General features: G+C 73.2%; 19 protein-coding genes. 12 read left to right on the plus strand and 7 right to left on the minus strand.

Annotated elements, in window-relative coordinates; translation table 11 throughout:
- The first annotated feature begins 109 nt into the window (after positions 1-109).
- Positions 110-883, plus strand: a complete 774-nt coding sequence (locus ACIBUY_RS00135; protein WP_365562589.1) for a polysaccharide deacetylase family protein — start codon at positions 110-112, stop codon at positions 881-883.
- A 9-nt stretch (positions 884-892) separates the two neighbouring features.
- Here the strand turns inward: ACIBUY_RS00135 and ACIBUY_RS00140 are convergent, their stop codons facing one another.
- Positions 893-1,504, minus strand: a complete 612-nt coding sequence (locus ACIBUY_RS00140) for a class I SAM-dependent methyltransferase (protein WP_399151216.1) — start codon at positions 1,502-1,504, stop codon at positions 893-895.
- A 95-nt stretch (positions 1,505-1,599) separates the two neighbouring features.
- On the opposite strand from ACIBUY_RS00140, the gene ACIBUY_RS00145 reads away from it, so the two are divergent.
- The 4 genes from ACIBUY_RS00145 (at position 1,600) to ACIBUY_RS00160 (ending at position 5,398) form a co-directional block, all read left to right on the plus strand.
- Positions 1,600-2,280 carry a DUF6445 family protein gene (locus ACIBUY_RS00145; RefSeq protein ID WP_399151217.1) on the plus strand — a complete coding sequence of 227 codons (681 nt, stop codon included), beginning with the start codon at positions 1,600-1,602 and terminating at the stop codon, positions 2,278-2,280.
- 186 nt (positions 2,281-2,466) lie between these two features.
- The gene (locus ACIBUY_RS00150; RefSeq protein ID WP_399152132.1) at positions 2,467-3,408 is read left to right on the plus strand and encodes an alpha/beta hydrolase; all 942 of its coding nucleotides are present in this window, start codon (positions 2,467-2,469) and stop codon (positions 3,406-3,408) included.
- The gene (locus ACIBUY_RS00155; RefSeq protein WP_399151218.1) at positions 3,405-4,679 is read left to right on the plus strand and encodes an MFS transporter; all 1,275 of its coding nucleotides are present in this window, start codon (positions 3,405-3,407) and stop codon (positions 4,677-4,679) included. The genes ACIBUY_RS00150 and ACIBUY_RS00155 overlap by 4 nt, the downstream gene beginning before the upstream one ends.
- Positions 4,676-5,398, plus strand: a complete 723-nt coding sequence (locus tag ACIBUY_RS00160) for a 4'-phosphopantetheinyl transferase family protein (protein WP_399151219.1) — start codon at positions 4,676-4,678, stop codon at positions 5,396-5,398. Before ACIBUY_RS00155 ends, ACIBUY_RS00160 begins: the two co-directional genes overlap by 4 nt.
- On the opposite strand, the gene ACIBUY_RS00165 is transcribed toward ACIBUY_RS00160, so the two are convergent.
- From ACIBUY_RS00165 to ACIBUY_RS00190, 6 genes are all read right to left on the minus strand, one after another.
- A complete protein-coding gene (locus ACIBUY_RS00165; protein ID WP_399151220.1) occupies positions 5,381-7,042 on the minus strand; it encodes a dipeptide ABC transporter ATP-binding protein in 1,662 nt (553 codons plus the stop codon). The genes ACIBUY_RS00160 and ACIBUY_RS00165 overlap by 18 nt on opposite strands.
- On the minus strand, positions 7,039-7,938 hold the full coding sequence (locus tag ACIBUY_RS00170) for an ABC transporter permease (RefSeq protein ID WP_399151221.1): 900 nt from the start codon (positions 7,936-7,938) through the stop codon (positions 7,039-7,041). Before ACIBUY_RS00170 ends, ACIBUY_RS00165 begins: the two co-directional genes overlap by 4 nt.
- Positions 7,935-8,891 carry an ABC transporter permease gene (locus ACIBUY_RS00175; protein ID WP_399151222.1) on the minus strand — a complete coding sequence of 319 codons (957 nt, stop codon included), beginning with the start codon at positions 8,889-8,891 and terminating at the stop codon, positions 7,935-7,937. The genes ACIBUY_RS00170 and ACIBUY_RS00175 overlap by 4 nt, the downstream gene beginning before the upstream one ends.
- A 28-nt stretch (positions 8,892-8,919) precedes the next feature.
- Positions 8,920-10,536 (minus strand): ABC transporter substrate-binding protein, encoded by a 1,617-nt coding sequence (locus ACIBUY_RS00180; RefSeq protein ID WP_399151223.1) that lies wholly within the window; start codon positions 10,534-10,536, stop codon positions 8,920-8,922.
- A gap of 81 nt (positions 10,537-10,617) precedes the next feature.
- A complete protein-coding gene (locus ACIBUY_RS00185) occupies positions 10,618-10,719 on the minus strand; it encodes a putative leader peptide (protein WP_399151224.1) in 102 nt (33 codons plus the stop codon).
- Positions 10,712-11,401, minus strand: coding sequence for a response regulator transcription factor (locus ACIBUY_RS00190; RefSeq protein WP_399151225.1), 690 nt, complete (start codon positions 11,399-11,401; stop codon positions 10,712-10,714). The genes ACIBUY_RS00185 and ACIBUY_RS00190 overlap by 8 nt, the downstream gene beginning before the upstream one ends.
- A gap of 434 nt (positions 11,402-11,835) precedes the next feature.
- Here ACIBUY_RS00190 and ACIBUY_RS00195 point away from each other — a divergent pair, with 434 nt between their 5' ends.
- The 7 genes from ACIBUY_RS00195 to ACIBUY_RS00225 are packed head-to-tail and all read left to right on the plus strand — an operon-like array spanning position 11,836 to position 18,236.
- Complete coding sequence (locus ACIBUY_RS00195) at positions 11,836-13,314, plus strand: FAD-dependent monooxygenase (protein WP_365562565.1); 1,479 nt, start codon at positions 11,836-11,838, stop codon at positions 13,312-13,314.
- 2 nt (positions 13,315-13,316) lie between these two features.
- Positions 13,317-13,643: a TcmI family type II polyketide cyclase gene (locus tag ACIBUY_RS00200; protein ID WP_399151226.1), complete on the plus strand. Its 327-nt coding sequence runs from the start codon at positions 13,317-13,319 to the stop codon at positions 13,641-13,643.
- Complete coding sequence (locus ACIBUY_RS00205; protein ID WP_399151227.1) at positions 13,640-14,920, plus strand: beta-ketoacyl-[acyl-carrier-protein] synthase family protein; 1,281 nt, start codon at positions 13,640-13,642, stop codon at positions 14,918-14,920. Before ACIBUY_RS00200 ends, ACIBUY_RS00205 begins: the two co-directional genes overlap by 4 nt.
- Positions 14,917-16,137, plus strand: coding sequence for a ketosynthase chain-length factor (locus ACIBUY_RS00210; protein WP_399151228.1), 1,221 nt, complete (start codon positions 14,917-14,919; stop codon positions 16,135-16,137). Before ACIBUY_RS00205 ends, ACIBUY_RS00210 begins: the two co-directional genes overlap by 4 nt.
- A gap of 47 nt (positions 16,138-16,184) precedes the next feature.
- Positions 16,185-16,454, plus strand: a complete 270-nt coding sequence (locus tag ACIBUY_RS00215) for an acyl carrier protein (protein WP_365562556.1) — start codon at positions 16,185-16,187, stop codon at positions 16,452-16,454.
- A 12-nt stretch (positions 16,455-16,466) separates the two neighbouring features.
- Positions 16,467-17,270, plus strand: a complete 804-nt coding sequence (gene fabG / locus ACIBUY_RS00220; protein ID WP_365562555.1) for a 3-oxoacyl-ACP reductase FabG — start codon at positions 16,467-16,469, stop codon at positions 17,268-17,270.
- A gap of 27 nt (positions 17,271-17,297) precedes the next feature.
- On the plus strand, positions 17,298-18,236 hold the full coding sequence (locus tag ACIBUY_RS00225; RefSeq protein WP_399151229.1) for an aromatase/cyclase: 939 nt from the start codon (positions 17,298-17,300) through the stop codon (positions 18,234-18,236).
- The last annotated feature ends 2 nt before the right edge of the window (positions 18,237-18,238 follow it).

The raw sequence follows: 18,238 nt of genomic DNA on the forward strand, positions 1-18,238 counted from the left end.
GAGTTGTCCGCGATCTGTAACGGACGCATCCTTCGGCCCGTACGTCTCGTCCTGCCCAGTGATCACGCGGTGATCGGGACCGGTGGGGCAGAGTGCGAAGGGGACGGACATGGCGCGGCGAGGACACGGGCGGAGCTGGAACAGCAAGGTGGTCGGGGCCGCGCTCGGGGTGACGCTGCTCGCCACCGGCGCCTCGGTGTGGACGGCGCAGGCCGGCACCGCGCACGGCTCGTCACCGGAGGCGGCCGCCCCGGCCGCGCCGGGCGGCGACGCGCGGCCGACCGCGGTGACCATCGCGCACGCCTCGGACGCGGGCGCCCGCGGCGTCAACATCACCATCGACGACGGGCCCGACCCCGCCTGGACGCCTCAAGTCCTCGCCGTGCTGAAGGAGTTCGGCGTGAAGGCGACGTTCTGCATGGTGGGCCCGCAGGCCAAGGCGCACCCGGACCTCGTGAAGCAGGTCGTCGCGGCCGGGCACCGGCTGTGCGACCACTCGGTGTCGCACGACACCGCGATGGACAAGAAGTCCGAGGCGTACCAGTCGCAGCAGATACTCGACGCCGAACGCATGATCACCGAGGCGTCGGGGGGCGTGCGGCCGATGTACTACCGGGCACCCGGTGGGGCCTTCACCCCTTACAGTCGTAAGCTCGCCGCTTCCCGGGGCATGCGCCCGCTGGGCTGGAACGTGGACAGCAAGGACTTCGAGCGTCCGGGTGCGGACGCCATCGTCGCCACCGTCGAACGCGAGCTGCCCAACGGTCCGACGCTCCTGTTCCACGACGCGGGCGGCGACCGCGGCCAGACCGTCGAGGCCCTGCGCCGGATCCTGCCCCACCTCAAGGAACAGGGCTATGCGTTCGGCTTCCCGGTGCGCTGAGCCGCCGCGTCAGGGACCGAGCAGATGGACGCTGACCGCGTAACCGCCTCCGTCGTACGCGGCCGCGTCCCACGTGGCGAACCGGTCGACGAGGGTCAGACCGGCCGCGGAGCAGTGGGCGTCGTACTCCGGCAGCGTGATGCTCGGCGGCACGGGCAGATGGGCGGCGTCCAGGCCGAAGCCCGCGACCAGCAGGCCGCCGGGGCGCAGGGCCGCGGCCAGGCGTGCGACCACCTCTGCCTCCGTCCCGGGTGCGAGCAGGGGCAGGACGTTGCCCGCCGCGACCACCAGGTCGAAGTCTGCGGCGAGACCGCACGCGGCCGGGTCGAACGCGGCGAGATCGACCTGGATCCACGGCAGTCGGGGCGCGCGGGCCCGCGCCACGTCCAGCATCGAGGCGTCCAGATCGATCCCGGCACAGTCGTACCCGAGCTCCGCGAGCCGGATCGCGACCCGTCCGGTACCGCACCCGGCGTCGAGCACGCGGGCCCCTGCGGGCAGCAGGGCCGCACAGAACGCGGCCTCGCCGTGCACGTCCTTCCCACTGCGGGCCAGCGCCTCGAAGCGCGCGGCGTACTCGCCCCCGGACGTCCCACCGGTCAGTTCCTGCCAACGACTCATGCGATCGACCCTAGGCCACCGCGCCCCTCGAGTTGACAGAAGGTTGACCCGTTCGCGGGCGAGAGGTGACGCACCCCGGCCCTATCGTCGCCCGCATGCCCCCACGCCTCCCGAGGACCGCGGCCCTGCCGGTCCTGCCCTACCGCAAGCCCACCCGCGGCCGTGACTACTGGGTCCTGGACGACGTGCTGGCCGACGCCGACGCCGTTCGGGCCCGGTTCCTCGCCCAGGACGACTGGGTCGAGGGCTACCCGCACAAGCCCGAGAGCTGGCCCGGCCTGCGGACGATGCCGGGGCTCGCACCGCACGAACTGGCCCGCGTGGAGAGCCTGGTCAAGAAGGCCACCGGCGCGCGGGAACTGTGGCAGGAGACCGCCCCTGGCGGCGGCACCCTCAACCACAACTGCATCCAGGTCGTCGGCAAGGACGAGTGCGAGCCGCGTCCGCACACGGATTCGCGTTCGCTGTGCCGGTACGCGGCGGTGCTCTATCTCAATCCGAACGTGCCCAAGGACTGCGGAACCAGCTTCTACCGGCAGAGTCTGCCGGGCGGCCGGCTGGGCGGGAACTTGGTGACCGCCCCGCACAACAACCTCGTCGACGCCCTGGGCACCCGGTTCGTCCAGCCCGACTCGTTCACCGAGGACGTGCGCGTACCGCACCGCTACAACCGGCTGCTCCTCTACACGGCGAACATGATGCACAGCGCCACGGGTTACTGGGGCAGCGTCATGGAGGACAAGCGCACGACAGCCGTCTTCTTCTGGATGGCCTGACACCGGCGGGGGGGCCGGGCTGTGCGGAGCTCGGATACTCCTGACGCTCCTGACGTTCCTGACGCGGAGTTCAGCAAGCTCACCAAGCCCTGAATCGGAGCACCTTGATCCGGCGAACGGGCGGGACCGACCCTGAGAGGCAGGCCCATTTCCGCCTGCGCGAAGGAGGGAACCCGCTTGTCCGCCGTGTCGTCAGGTGTCAGGCCGCAGGGGTCGTCGGGTGCGCCGTCAGGCGTCTCGCCCGGTGTGCGGCGGGTCACGCTCACCACCGAGCACCGCTCCACTCCCCTGTCCGGGCTGCTCGCCGGGCCCGACCCCGCGCACGGCCCCTCGCGCGCCCTGGTGGTCGCCCTGCACGGCGGTGGCATGAGCGCGGGCTACTTCGACGGGCAGGCCCATCCGGATGTGTCGCTGCTGGCGCTCGGGGCGCGGCTCGGGTTCACGGTGCTCGCCCTGGACCGGCCCGGATACGGTCCGCACGCCGGACTGCGGCCCGAGGGGCGGACGCTGCGTGAGCAGGTCGACGACATCGGGCCCGCCCTGGCGGAGTTCGTCGGCCGGCGGGCCGACGCCGACGCGGGGGTGCTGTTGCTGGGGCACTCCTACGGCGGGAAGGTCGCGCTCGCCCTCGCCGCGGACCGGCCGCCCCGCGGGCTGCTCGGCGTGGACGTCTCCGGCACCGGGCTCCGACCGGCCGTGCCGCCCGAGCGGGCCGGGCAGGGCGCCGGTTTCGCCTCGCGGCTGCTCAACTGGGGTCCTTCCTTTGACCTTTACCCTCCCGGCACCTTCCTCGCGTGCCGGTCCGTGGTGGCGCCGATGCCCGCGCGGGAGACGGACTCGGTGGGCGACTGGACGGCGCGGGGCGCCGACGTGCTCGCACGCGTGCGGGTGCCCGTCCGCTTCACCTTCGCCGAGCACGAGGCGTGGTGGCGGCACGGTCCGGACGAGGTCGCCGACCTGACCGGCGGATCGGCCCGCGCGCCGCGCGTCGTGGTGGACCGGCTCGAGCGGGCCGGGCACAACGTCAGCCTGGGGTGGGCGGCCCGCGCGTACCACCTCAAGGTCTTCGCCTTCCTCGAGGAGTGCCTGGTGGCAGCGGGTGCGACGCCGCCGGGCCGGCCCTCGTGAGCGGCAGTGGGGGCGGAGTCTTCCGTGCCCTGCGCGTGCGCGACTTCCGCCTCTTCGCCCTCGGTCAGATCGTGTCGGTCGCCGGCACCTGGATGATGGTGGTCGCCCAGGACTGGCTCGTCCTCGGCCTCACCGACGACTCGGCGACGGCGCTCGGCACGGTGACGGCGCTGCAGTTCGCCCCGCTGCTGCTGTTCACGCTGTACGGCGGGCGGCTCGCGGACCGGCACGACAAGCGGGCGCTGCTGACCGCCGCCAATCTCGTCTCGGGTGCGCTCGCCCTGGTGCTGGCGTTGCTGGTGCTCGCGGACGCGGCCGGGCTGTGGCAGGTGTACGCGTTCGCGTTCGGTCTGGGGGTGGTGAACTCCGTCGAGGTGCCCACGCGCATGGCCTTCGTCGGTGAGCTCGTCGGGCCCGAACTGCTGCCCAACGCCTCGGCGTTGAGTGCCGCCTACTTCAACGTCGCCCGGGTGGTGGGTCCCGCTGTGTCCGGGCTCCTCGTCGCGGCGATGGGCGTCGGCTGGGTGATGCTGCTGAACGCGGCGAGCTATGCCGCCACGGTGGTCGCCCTGCGTCTGATGCGGGGCGGCGCCTCCCGGCCGGGGCGCGTGGCGGGCGACCGGGCCGGGGTCGTGGACGGGCTGCGGCACACGGTGGGCCGGTCCGATCTGCTGGTGCCGATGGCGCTGGTCGCGGTCATCGGGCTGTTCGGCCTCAACTTCCAGTTGACGCTGCCCCTGTTGGCGAAGCAGGTCCTGCACGCCGACGCCTCGTCGTTCGGCCTGGTGACGACCGTGTTCGCGGCGGGTTCGCTGACGGCGGCGCTGGCGACGACGGCGCGCCGGGGGCGTCCGTCGGCGCGCCTCGTGGCAGGGGCCGCCGTCGTCTTCGGGGTGCTTGAGACGGCGGTGGGGCAGGTGTCGTCGTACGCGGCGTCGGTGGTGCTCCTGTTCCTCACCGGCGGGGCGTCGATCTTCTTCGTGCAGGCCGTCAACCACCGTGTGCAGCTGGGCAGTTCACCCGAGTTCCGGGGCCGTGTCCTGGCGTTGTACACGCTGGTCCTGCAGGGGTCGACGCCGTTGGGTGCGCTGCTGGTCGGCTGGCTCACCGAGCGCTGGGGCGCGCGGTCCGGGTTCGTGGTCGGCGGTCTGGTGTCGCTGGGCGCGGGGATCGTGGCCGCGGCCGCCGGGCGGCGTGGTGCGGTGCGGGCCGTTGCGGTGGGTTCGGCGGCGCGGGACCGGGAGCCGTCCGAAGAGCGGGCGCGGCCGTGAGCGAGCGGCGGGTACTGCCGGGCCCCGGGTCCGTGGACCTGTGGCTGCTGGCGGTGCCGGGCCCGGGGGCGGCGGTGCCGGCGCGAGAGTACGCGCTGCTCGACGGGGCCGAGCGGCGCCGGGCCCGCGGCTTTGCGACACCGGGAGGCCGGGACCGCTACGTGCGGGCGCATCTGTTGCTGCGGCACGTCCTCGCCCGGTACGTGGAGCCGGACGCGGCCGCTCTCCGCTTCGGCCGGGAGCTCCCGCACGGCCGTCCGGTGCTGCGCGGCCTGTCGTTTGCCCCGCACTTCTCGCTCTCGCACAGCCACGGTCTGGCGGCCGTGGCCGTCGCGTCGGCCGCGGTGGGCGTCGACGTCCAGCGGATCTGCCCGCCGGGCACGGTCGAGGCGTGCCTGTCGCGCCTCCACCCCATCGAGCGGGCCGAGTTGGAGCTCCTCGGGCCCGTGGAACGGACACGGGCGTTCAGCCGGCTCTGGTCCCGCAAGGAGGCGTACCTCAAGGGGCTCGGCACCGGCCTGTCCCGTCCGCCGCGTGCCGACTTCCTGGGCGACACGGACCGCGCGTCCCGGCCGTCGGGCTGGAGCGTGCGCGACGTGCCCGCCCCGTCCGGCTACGCGGCGGCGACGGCCCTGCGCGCCGAGGAACCGCACCGGGTGACGGTCCGCACGGCGCCGCCGACGGCAGGGGAAGAGGCGGACTCAACTCCCGTACGGTGACAAACTCTTGCCCGGGATCGCGGCCAGCAGTTCCCGGGTCCACGGGTCCTCCGGCGTCGTGAAGACCGTCTCCACGGGTCCGGACTCGACGACCCGGCCCCGGTGCAGCACGGCGACCCGGTGCGCGACCTGTCGTACGACGGCGAGGTCGTGGGAGATGAACAGATAGCTCAGGCCGTCCTCGCGCTGGAGTTCCGCGAGGACGTCGAGGACCCGGGCCTGCGCCGAGACGTCGAGGGCGGAGACGGGCTCGTCGCACACCACCAGGTCCGGGCGCAGGGCCAGGGCGCGGGCGATGGCGACGCGTTGGCGCTGCCCGCCGGAGAGCTCGGCGGGGCGGCGCCGGGCCACGGCCACGGGCAGGTGCACCCGGTCCAGCAACTCGGCGGCGCGCCGGGCCCGTTCGGTGCGGCCCGCGACGCGGAAGGCGCGCAGGGGTTCCGCGACGATCTCGGCGACCGGCATGCGCGGATCGAGGGAGGTGTACGGGTTCTGGTAGATGATCTGCAGGCGACGGCGCAGGCCGCGCAGGGCCGGGCCGCGCAGGTGCGTGACGTCCGCGCCGTCGAAGGTGATCCGGCCCTGGGTCGCGGCGGTCAGGCGCAGCAGCAGCCGGGCCGTCGTCGACTTGCCCGAGCCCGATTCACCGACCAGGGCCAGCGTCTCGCCCCGTGCGATGCGCAGGCTGACGCCGTCCACGGCGCGCGGCAGCGGCCCTTCGCGGGGGCCGGTGCGGCGCGGGGCGTACTCCTTGACCAGGTTCTCGGCCACCAGGAGATCGGGGACCCCGGCCGGGACGCGGGGGCGCGGCCGGGGGCGGCGCGGGGTGAACGCCGGGGCGGCCGCCAACAGGCTCTGCGTGTACGGGTGCTGGGGCGTCGTCAGTACGTCGCGCGCGGGTCCCGTCTCCACGATGCGGCCCTGTGACATGACGGCGATCCGCTGGGCCCGGTCCGCGGCCACACCCAGGTCGTGGGTGATGAGCAGGACCGCGGTGCCGGACGTGCGGGTCAAGGTGTCGAGGTGGTCGAGGATGGTGCGCTGCACGGTGACGTCGAGGGCGCTGGTCGGCTCGTCGGCGACCAGCAGGCGGGGTCGGGCGGCCAGGGCGATCGCGATGAGGACGCGCTGGCGCATGCCGCCGGACAGCTCGTGCGGGTATTGGCGGGCCCGCTGCCGCGCCCGGTCGAGGCCTGCCTCGTCGAGGAGTTCGGCCGCACGCGCGAGGGCGGACTCCCGGTCGGCGGCGAGTCCGTGCAGGAGCAGCGCCTCGGCGACCTGGCGGCCCACCCGGTGCACCGGGTTGAGGGACACCATGGGGTCCTGCGGGATCAGGCCGATCGCGCGGCCGCGGTGGGCCCGCAGCACGGCCTCGTCCGCGCCCGCCAGGTCCGTACCGGCGTAGCGGATCGTGCCGCGCTCGATGCGCGCGCCGGGCGGCAGCAGGCCGAGGACGGCGTGGGCGGTGGTGCTCTTGCCGGAGCCGGACTCGCCGACCAGCGCGAGCACCTCGCCGGGGCGCACGCTCAGGTCGACGCCGCGTACCGCTGGGACGGGGCCCGCACGGGTGCCGTACGAGAGGGTGAGGTCCCGGATGTCGAGGAGCGTTTCCCCCGCCACGGATGTGTCCTTTCGGAGTGTCATCGGCTCTCCCTCGCCTCGCCGTCGAGGGCGCGGGCGACGCGGCCCGCGGCCAGGACGGTGGCCGCGATGGTGAGGCCGGGCAGCGTGGTCAGCCACCAGGCGGACGCCAGGTAGTCGCGTCCCCCGGCGACCAGTGCGCCCCACTCGGGCTGCGGTGGCCGGGCCCCGTAGCCGAGGAAGGACAGCGAGGACACCTGGAGCACCACCGCGCCGAAGTCCACGGCGGCGTACACGAGGACGGGCGCCGCCGCGTTCGGCACGACGTGCCGCAGCAGCACCGCGTACCAGCGCACACCGGTCGCCCGCGCGGCCTCGACGTAGGGCGCGCGGGCGATCCGCTGGACCTCCGTGCGCATGATCCGGGCGAACATGGCGACGCTGGTGACGCCGACGGCGACCGCGACCTCGACGGTGCCGAAGCCGAGCGCGGTCACCAGGGCCAGGGACAACAGCAGTCCCGGTACGGCGAGCAGCACGTCGGTCAGGCGCATCAGGGCGTCGTCCGCACGCCCGCCGAGGTATCCGGCGAGCAGCCCCACGAGCGAGCCGGCGACGAGGCCCACGGCGACCGCGAGCCCGGTGGCCCGCAGGGTGAGGGCGCAGCCGTGCACGACGCGGGCGAACAGGTCGCGGCCCAGCTGGTCGGTGCCGAACAGGTGCTGCCCGCCCGGGGGTTGGAGCCGCGCGCCCGGCACGCCGTCCAGGGGGTCGCGGGAGGTGAGCAGGGTGGGGAAGACCGCGGCCAGGAGCACCAGGGCGAGCAGCGCCACGGAGAGCACGAGTCCGGGTCTGGTCAGCCAGAAGGCCGCCGCGCGGCGGGCGCGCGTCCGGGTGGCGGGGGCGGGTCCCGACGGCTCGGCCGGGGGTGCGGTCGCTTCGGTGGCGAGGCCGGTCATGCCGTCACCGCCGGGCGGTCCGTCGCCGCGATCCGCGGGTCGATCAGCGGGAGGACGACGTCGACGGCGAGGTTCACCGCGACGTACGCGCAGGCGCCGAGGACCACGAGTCCCTGGACGACGGGGATGTCCTGCGTGGTGACCGCCGTCGCCGTCAGCCGGCCCACGCCCGTGCGCGAGAACACGGTCTCCACCACCACGGAGCCGGCCAGCACCCCGCCCACGAGGACTCCGGCCACGGTCAGCGGCGGGGCGAGCGCGTTGCGCGCGGCGTGCCCGACGTGCACGCGGGTGCGCCCCGCGCCCTTGGCCCTGGCCGTGTCGACGTACGGCTCGGCGAGCGCGGTCCGCAGGCTCTTCGCGAAGACCTGCGCGACGAGCCCGGCGGCGGGCAGGGCCAGGGTCACGGACGGCAGGACCAGTGACCGCCAGCCCTCGTTGCCGAACGCGGGCACCAACCCCCAGCGGAACGAAACCAGTTGTACGAGGATCAGCCCCACCCAGAACGTGGGCGCCGACACTCCGGCCGCGGGCAGGGACAACACCAGCTGGCGCAGCCATCGGCGCCGCGTGCCGGTGCCGACCAAGGCCACGGCGCAGCCGAGCGGGAGTGCCAACAGCAGCGCGCCTGCGGCAAGTTGGAGTGTCGCGGGCAGCACGTCGGCGATCATCCGGGTGACCGGCTGCCCGCTGTGCACCGAGGTGCCGAAGTCGCCGCGCACGGCGTGCCACAGGCCGATGGCGTACTGTTCGGGCACCGGTCGGTCCAGGCCGTAGCGGGTGCGCAGCTCGGCGATCTGGGCGGGCGTGACGGAGCTCGCGTCGCCGCCGCCCGCGGCCATGATCACCACCGGGTCGCCCGGCAGCACGTACAGAACGCCGAAGGAGACCGTGTACGCGGCCCACAGGACGAACAGCGCTTGCGCCGCTCTGCGCACGAGGTAGTTCCTCACCGCGTCCCCCCTTCCGTGCGGCGCGCCGTCACGACAGCCACGTGTCGTGGAACTGGAGGCGGGAGGAGGTGTCGAACCGCACGTCGTGCACGCGCTTGGACAGTCCGAAGACGCTGGTCATCTCGAAGACCGGGATCTGGTAGGCCTGTTCGAGGACGCGGCGCTGCGCCGTGGCGACGTGGGCGGCGCGCCGGGCGGTGTCGGCGGTGGCCGCCTGCGCGTCGAGTTCCCGCTGCAGCGTCGTGTCGTGGATGCGGGAGAGGTTGAGGAGTTTCGAGGAGAACGCGGTGCGCAGGATGTCGGGGTCGGTGCGGGTGCCGTTGCCCCATGCGAGGTCGTAGTCGCCGGCGCTCCTGGCCTTCTGGTAGTCGGCGATGGACAGGACCTTGAGGGTGAGTCCGATGCCGGCCTTCTTGACCTGCTGCTGGATCAGTTCGAGGGCGGACTGGTTGGGGCCGAAGTTCGTGGCGAGGATGACCTTGAGGGTGAGCTTCCGGCCGTCCTTGACGCGGATGCCGTCCGCGCCCGGGCGCCAACCTGCTTGGCCCAGAAGGGACTTGGCGCGCGGGATGTCATGGCCGAGCAGGCGGGTGTTGTCGCGGTAGCCGTCGGTGGTGCTCGCCAGCGAGCTGGTGGCCGGCCGGTAGCTGGGGCTCAGGACGGTGTCGACGACTTCCCTGCGGTCGACGGCGGCCTGCAGGGCGCGCCGCACGGCGACGTCCCCGGCGACCGGGCTCGCGGTGTTGACGCTGAGCGCGACGGGCACGCCGGGGTTGGCGCGGCCGACGACGGACACTCCCTGCGCCTTGAGGGTCGCCTCGTCCTGCGGGGCCACCCCCGCGATCACGTCGACCTGGCCCGAGGTGAGACTGCCGGAGCGCACGCCGGATTCGGGCACGACCTGGAGGGTGATGCCTTCGAGGCGGGCCGCGCCGCGGCTCTTCCACAGCGGCGAGCCCCACGCGTAGTCGTCCCGTCTGCGCAGCTCGACGGACTTGTCGGGCGTGTAGCTCTTGAGCGTGAAGGGGCCCGAGCCGGCCAGCGGCCCGGTGCAGCGCTGTTCCGCGGTGCGGCGCAGGGTCGCGGGACTCAGCAGCCCCAGGGTGGGGGTCGAAGTCGCTTGCAGGAACTGGGCGTTGGGGCCGTCGAAGCGCACTTCGGCCGTGTGTGCGTCGATGGCCTCGGTGCCCTTGTAGCCCTCGAGGAAGCCGGCGCCGAGGATCGAGCGGGCGCCCAGGGCGTGCACCGCGTCGAGGTTCTTCTTGACGGCCTGCGCGTCCACGGGGGTCTTGTCGCTGAAGGTGGCTCCGGTGCGCAGGTGGAAGGTGAACCGGGAGGCGTCCTTGCTGACGTCCCACGAGGTGGCGAGCCAGGGCACGATCTTCCCCGTCTCGGGATCCTGGTCGGTCAGCGAGTCCACGAGGCCGCGCGCCGCGTACAGCGCGTCGTTCGTGGCCGCCTGCTGCGGGTCGACGCAGGTCGGGTCGGCGGACACGGCAAGGGTGAGCCGCCCGCCGGAACGGGCGGCGGCGCCCGCACCGTCGGAACCGGCGACGGAACAGGCGGTGAGCGGCAGGGCGAGGCAGAGCGCGGAGGCGAGTGCGGCGACGTGTCTGCGGTCCGCGGACGCGCGGGAACCGGGCATGGGTCAACTCCAGTGGGGTGAGCGGGAGATGGCGAGGCAAAGGGGGCGGTCGGGCCGGGGCGCGCGGTGTCGTGCGCGCGGTCAGCGCGGACACAGGCCGCCGGCGACGCGCAGCAGGTCGATGTGCCGGCGCCGGGTGAGCACCGCGCGGCGCGCAGCGGGGCGCGCGGGGCCGTCAGGCACGGCCGAACCGGAAGCCGACGCCGCGCACGGTCACGATCCAGTCGGGCGCCCCCAACTTGGCCCGGATCGCGCTGACATGGGTGTCGATGGTGCGGCTCGCCCGGACGTCCGGCGCGTAGCCGCTGTCGCCGTAGCCCCACAGGTCGGCCATCAGCCGGTCCCTGGTGTGCACGGTGTGCGGCTCGGCGGTCAGGCGGTGCAACAGGTCGAACTCCTTGCGGGTCAGCGTGATGAGCCGGCCGTTGAGCCGCACCTCCCGGGTGGCCGGGTCGATGCACAGGGAGCCGCGGGCCAGTGCGGCGGGCGCCGGGACGAGCGGGGCCTTGGCGGGCCCGGACCTGCGCAGTACCGCTTCGATGCGGGCGATGAGCTCGCGCAGGCCGTACGGCTTGGCGAGGCAGTCGTCGGCCCCGGCCTGCAGGCACAGGACCCGGTCGAGGCCGCGGCCGGCCGGGGCGAACGCGATCAGCGGGATGTCGCTCGTGGCGCGCACGGCCCGGCACACCTCCAGGCCGTCGATGTCGGGCAGCCGCAGATCGAGCAGCAGCAGATCGAATTTGTCATGGATATCCAGAGCCTCTGATCCCGTTACGCATTCCATTGCATCGAAGCCGTGGCGCTGCAACTCGGCGCTGATGAAAGAGCTTTCGGACAGGTCGGAATCGACCACCAACGCATGCATCAATTCCCCCGGTTCTTTGCCGCGGCCGTGCGACCGATGCAGCGTGACGGAGCCTGCCAAGTCGCTACAACCCCGGGCCTGGATTATTCACAAGCCTGTAAAGACGGTGGGGAGCGACGTCGGCGGCGCCCCGTGGCCCCGGAAGGGCACAGGTGCCGAGGCTAGTTTCAGATCGTACGATCCGGCAGTGAGCTGAGTCACACGCCGCCCGGCTCGCGTACGTCACCCCGGCCGATTCCCGAGATTTGCACTTCCTCTGACATTCGCTTGTCGGTTTCCTTGCGGGGCGAGCCGTGTTGACGATCACCTCACAACTCCTTTTGCGTGTCCTGCAATTCACGGGTTGAAAACGCGAAGCGGCACCGCCGAGGATATTTGTGGCTGGTCAATCCAGACCTCATCAGCCGCCTCAAGAGTCGGGAGAGGAGAGCTTTATGGACGCATCCGTCGTCATCGTGGGAGCGGGTCCTGCGGGCCTGATGCTCGCCGGAGAACTGCGGCTGGCCGGCATCGGCGTCATCGTGCTGGAGCGGCTGGCGCAGCGCACCGGCGAGTCGCGCGGCCTCGGGCTCACGATCCGCACCATGGAGACGTTCGACCAGCGCGGGCTGCTGCCCCGCTTCGGTGATCCGGTGACGAGCACGCAGGGCCACTTCGGTGGCATCCCGCTCGACTTCGGTGTCCTGGACGGCGCGCACAAGGCGGCCAAGGCCGTCCCGCAGTCGACCACCGAGACCGTACTGGAGGCGTGGGCCCGCGAGTTGGGCGCCGACATCCGGCGCGGGCACCGGTTCCTCGGGTTCGACGAGGACCCGCACGAGATCCGCGTACGGGTCCACGGGCCGGACGGGCAGCGGACGTTGACGGCCCGTCACCTGGTCGGCGCGGACGGCGGCCGCAGCGGCGTGCGCAAGGCGGCCGGGTTCGACTTCCCCGGCACCGCCGCGACCACGGAGCTGCTGCTCGCCGACGTCCGGGGCGTCGACGTGGCGCCCCGGTTCACCGGGGAGCTCGTCTCCGGCGGCATGGTCATGTCCGCGCCGCTCGGCGGCGGCGTGCACCGCGTCATCGTCGGGGAGCGCGGCACGCCGCCGCGCCGTCGCACCGGGCCGCCCCGCTTCGAGGAGGTCGCCGACACGTACAAGCGCCTGACCGGCCACGACATCGCGCACGCGGAGCCGGTCTGGGTCAGCGCGTTCACCGACGCCGCCCGGCAGGTCACGGAGTACCGGCGGGGCCGCGTGCTGCTCACCGGGGACGCAGCCCACATCCATCTCCCGGCCGGCGGCCAGGGCATGAACACCGGCATCCAGGACTCGGTGAACCTGGGCTGGAAGCTGGCCGCCGTCCTGCACGGCCGCGCGCCCGCCGCCCTCCTCGACACCTACCACTCCGAACGCCACCACGTGGGGCGGCAGTTGCTCGCCAACACCCAGGCGCAGAGCCTGCTCATCCTCGGCGGCGCCGAGGTGCAGCCGCTGCGCGACGTGCTGGGCGAGCTGCTCTCGTACGAGCAGGTGGCCCGGCACCTCGCCGCGAAGGTGAGCGGCGTCGAGATCCGCTACGACGTCGGCGCGGGCCCGCACCCCCTGCTCGGCGCGCGGCTGCCCGCCCTGCCGCTGACCGTGGCGGGCCGTCCCACCAGCAGCGCCGCACTCCTGCGCCAGGGCCGCGGAGTCCTGCTCGACCTCGAGGACAATCCGTGGCTGCGCCGCCGCGCGGCCCCCTGGCGCGACCGCGTCGACGTGGTCACCGCGGCCCCCTCGCACCCCGTCCCGTACGGCAGCGCCGCCGTACTGCTGCGTCCCGACGGCTACGTGGCGTGGGCCGCGCCCGGCAGCCACGACGACCTGCCCACGGCCCTGGCCCGCTGGTTCGGGCCGCAGCACCGCACCGGTTCCCAAGAGAGGTAACGATGCACAGCACCCTGATCGTCGCCCGGCTCCATCCCGGCTCGGACGACGAAGTCGCCCGTCTCTTCGGCGCGTTCGACGCCACGGAGATGCCCCACCTCATGGGCACCCGCAGGCGCCAGCTCTTCGCCTACCGCGGCCTCTACTTCCACCTCCAGGACTTCGACGACGCGGACGGCGGTGAGCGGATAGAGAGCGCCAAGACCGACCCGCGCTTCGTCGCCATCAGCGACGACCTCAAGCCGCACATCGAGGCGTACGACCCGGCCACCTGGCGCTCCCCCGCCGACGCCATGGCCCGCCGCTTCTACCAGTGGAGCGCCCGGTGAGCCGCGCCGCGGACCACAGGGTCGTGATCACCGGCATCGGTGTGACGGCCCCCGGCTCGCTCGGCACCAAGAGCTTCTGGCAGCTGCTCACCGACGGCCGCACCGCGACCCGCCGCATCTCCTTCTTCGACCCGTCGCCGTTCCGCTCCCAGGTCGCCGCCGAGGTCGACTTCGACGCGGAGCCGGCCGGCCTGACCCCGCACGAGATCCGGCGCACGGACCGGGCCGCCCAGTTCGCGATCGTCACCGCCCGCGAAGCCGTGCAGGACAGCGGCCTCGACCTCGACGCCCTCGACCCGGCCAGGACCGGTGTCACCATCGGCAGCGCCGTCGGCGCGACCACCGGACTCGACCAGGAGTACCGCACGGTCAGCGACGGCGGCCGCCTCGACGTGGTCGACCACGCGTACGCGGTGCCGCACCTGTACAACTTCCTCGTCCCCAGCTCCTTCGCCACCGAGGTCGCCTGGGCGGTCGGCGCCGAGGGCCCGAGCACCGTGATCTCCACCGGCTGCACCTCGGGTCTCGACGCGATCGGCTACGCCACCGAGGTCATCCGCGACGGGCTCGCCGACGTCATGGTGGCGGGCGCGACCGACGCCCCCATCTCCCCCATCACGGTGGCCTGCTTCGACGCCATCAAGGCCACCACCGCCCGCAACGACGACCCCGAGCACGCCTCGCGCCCCTTCGACGCCAGCCGCAACGGCTTCGTCCTCGGCGAGGGCTGCGCCGTGTTCGTCCTGGAGCGCCTGGACCGCGCCCGCGCCCGCGGCGCCCACGTCTACGCGGAGGTCGCGGGCTACGCGACCCGCTCCAACGCCTTCCACATGACCGGACTGCGCCCGGACGGCCGGGAGATGGCCGAGGCGATCCGGGTGGCCCTCGACGAGGCCCGCCTCGACGCGACGGACATCGACTACATCAACGCGCACGGCTCCGGCACCAAGCAGAACGACCGGCACGAGACGGCCGCGTTCAAGGCGAGCCTCGGCGAGCACGCGTACCGGACCCCGATCAGCTCCATCAAGTCGATGGTCGGGCACTCGCTCGGCGCGATCGGCTCCATCGAGATCGCCGCGTCCGCGCTCGCCATGGAGCACCACGTCGTCCCGCCGACCGCGAACCTGCACACGCCCGACCCGGAGTGCGACCTGGACTACGTACCCCTGACCGCCCGCGACCAGCTCACCGACGCCGTCCTGTCGGTGGGCAGCGGATTCGGCGGCTTCCAGAGCGCCGTCGTGCTGGCCCGTCCCGATCGGAGCGAGCGATGAGCGTACGCACCGTGGTGACCGGTCTCGGCATCGCCGCCCCCAACGGGCTCGGCCTCGAGGAGTACTGGCGCAACACCCTCGCCGGGCGCAGCGCCGTCAAGGAGGTCAGCCGCTTCGACGCCTCCTCCTACCCGTCACGGCTCGCGGGCGAGATCAGCGGGTTCGAGGCGGCCGACCACCTGCCCAGCCGGTTGCTGCCGCAGACGGACCGGATGACGCGGATCGCCCTGGTGAGCGCCGACTGGGCGCTCGCCGACGCCGGGGTGAAGCCCGGCGAACTCCCGGACTACGCCGCGGGCGTGATCACCGCCAGCCACTCGGGCGGCTTCGAGTTCGGCCAGAACGAGCTCAAGTCGCTGTGGAGCAAGGGCGGCCAATACGTCTCCGCCTACCAGTCCTTCGCCTGGTTCTACGCCGTCAACAGCGGCCAGATCTCCATCCGCAACGGGCTGCGCGGCCCCAGCAGTGTCGTCGTCAGCGACGAGGCGGGCGGCCTGGACGCCGTGGCGCAGGCCCGCCGCCAGGTCCGCAAGGGCACGTCGCTGGTGGTCTCCGGCGCCGTCGACGCGTCCATCTGCTCCTGGGGCTGGGTCGCCCAGCAGGCCGGCGGACGGCTCACCACGCGTCACGACCCCGGGCGGGCCTATGTGCCGTTCGACGCCGAGGCCTGCGGGCACGTGCCCGGCGAGGGCGGGGCGCTCCTCGTCGTCGAGGACGCGGAGCACGCCCGGCGCCGCGGCGCCCCGCACGTCTACGGCGAGATCGTCGGGCACGCCGCGACGATGGACCCCCGTCCCGGCAGCGGCCGTGCCCCGGGGCTGCGCCGGGCCGTCGAACTGGCCCTGGCGGATGCCGAGTCGGCGCCGGGCGACATCGACGTCGTCTTCGCGGACGCCGCCGCCGTTCCCGACCTCGACCGGGTCGAGGCGCAGACGCTCGCCGAGGTGTTCGGCCCGCGCGGCGTCCCGGTCACCGCGCCCAAGACGATGACCGGCCGGCTGTACTCCGGTGCCGCGCCCCTCGATCTGGCCGCCGCCCTGCTCGCCCTGCGCGACGGCGTCATTCCGCCGACCGTCGCGACCCGGCCCGCCGCCGAACACGCCATCGACCTGGTGACCGACGCCCCGCGCCCGGCGCGGCTGCGCACGGCCCTCGTCCTGGCCCGTGGCCAGGGCGGCTTCAACTCCGCGCTCGTGGTCCGCGCGGCCACCGACTGACCCCCACCGCCCCACCTCACGTCACCTCACACGAAAGGCACCCCTTCATGTCCACGCACCTGTTCACCCTTGACGACCTGCGCCGCGTCCTGCGCGAGGCGGCCGGCGCCGACGAGGGCGTCGACCTCGACGGCGACATCCTCGACTCCGAGTTCGAGGCGCTCGGCTACGAGTCGCTGGCCCTCCTGGAGACCGGCGGCCGCATCGAACGCGAGTGGGGCATCACCCTCGACGACGACACCCTCGTCGAGGCCCGTACGCCCGCCGCGCTCATCGACGCGGTCAACTCCCTCCTGTCCGCCGCCCAGGCCGCCTGACGGGGGCCGGACATGACACAGCAGACCCAGCCCCCCGTGACCGCCTCGCGCGTGGCCGTGGTGACCGGGGCGACCAGTGGCATCGGGCTCGCCGTGGCCCGACTGCTCGCCACCCAGGGCCACCGGGTGTTCATCGGGGCGCGCAGCGCCGAGAACGTGACGGCCACCGTCAAGGAACTGCGCGCCGACGGCCTCGACGTCGACGGCACCGTCCTCGACGTGCGCTCCGCCGACGAGGTCAGGGAGTTCGTGGGCGCCGCCGTCGCACGCTTCGGGCCCGTCGACGTCCTGGTCAACAACGCGGGCCGCAGCGGCGGCGGCGTCACCGCCGACCTCGCCGACGAGCTGTGGGACGACGTCATCGACACCAACCTGAACAGCGTCTTCCGCGTCACCCGCGAAGTGCTCAACACGGGCGGCCTGCGCGCCAAGGACCGCGGCCGCATCATCAACATCGCCTCCACGGCGGGCAAGCAGGGCGTCGTCCTCGGCGCCCCCTACTCCGCCTCCAAGCACGGCGTCGTCGGCTTCACCAAGGCGCTGGGCAACGAGCTGGCACCGACCGGCATCACCGTCAACGCGGTCTGCCCCGGCTATGTCGAGACGCCCATGGCCCAGCGCGTGCGCCAGGGCTACGCCGCCGCCTACGACACCAGCGAGGACGCGATCCTCACCAAGTTCCAGGCCAAGATCCCGCTCGGCCGCTACTCCACCCCCGAGGAGGTCGCCGGGCTCGTCGGCTACCTCGCCTCGGACACGGCCGCCTCCATCACCGCGCAGGCCCTCAACGTCTGCGGCGGCCTGGGCAACTTCTGACTCCCCCTTTTCCTCAAGGAGTTCACCATGACCGTACGAGAAGTCGAGCACGAGATCACCGTGCGGGCCGCGGCGGCCGACGTGTACCGGCTGCTGGCCGAGGTGGAGAACTGGCCGCGCCTGTTCCCGCCGTCCGTCTACGTCGATCACCTGGAGCGCGACGGCGACGAGGAGCGGATCCGGATCTGGGCCACCGCCAACGGCGAGGCCAAGAACTGGACGTCGCGCCGCGTCCTCGACCCCTCCGCGCTGCGCATCCGGTTCTGGCAGGAGGTCTCCGCGCCGCCGATCGCGGAGATGACCGGCACCTGGATCCTGGAGCCCGTCGCCGAGGGCGAGACCCGCGTACGGCTGCTGCACACCTATCGCGCCATCGACGACGATCCGGACTCCCTGCGCTGGATCGACGAGGCGGTCGACCGCAACAGCAAGGCCGAACTCCCCGCTCTCAAGGACAACTTGGAGCGGGCCTCGCACGCGGACGAGCTCACGCTCTCCTTCGAGGACAGCGTCCGTGTCCAGGGTTCGGCCAAGGACGTGTTCGACTTCCTCAACGAGGCCGACCGGTGGACCGAGCGGCTGCCGCACGTCGCCTCCGTCGAGTTCACCGAGGACACTCCGGGGCTGCAGACGCTGCGCATGGACACCCGTACCAAGGACGGCTCCACCCACACCACCGAGTCGGTGCGGGTCGCCTTCCCGCACCACAGGATCGCGTACAAGCAGACGACGCTGCCCGCCCTGCTGGCGCTGCACACCGGCTACTGGCAGCTCGACGAGGACGCCGACGGCACCACCACCGCCACCTCCCAGCACACGGTGGTCCTCAACGCCGACGCCATCACCCGGGTGCTCGGTCCCGACGCCGGCGTCCCCGAGGCCCGCGCCTTCATCCGCGAGGCCCTCGGCGGCAACAGCCGCGCCACGCTCGGCCACGCCAAGAGCTATGCGGAAGAGCGGCGTTGACC

The organism is Streptomyces sp. NPDC050085 (assembly GCF_044460595.1).
In the GTDB taxonomy this organism is placed as follows: domain Bacteria; phylum Actinomycetota; class Actinomycetes; order Streptomycetales; family Streptomycetaceae; genus Streptomyces.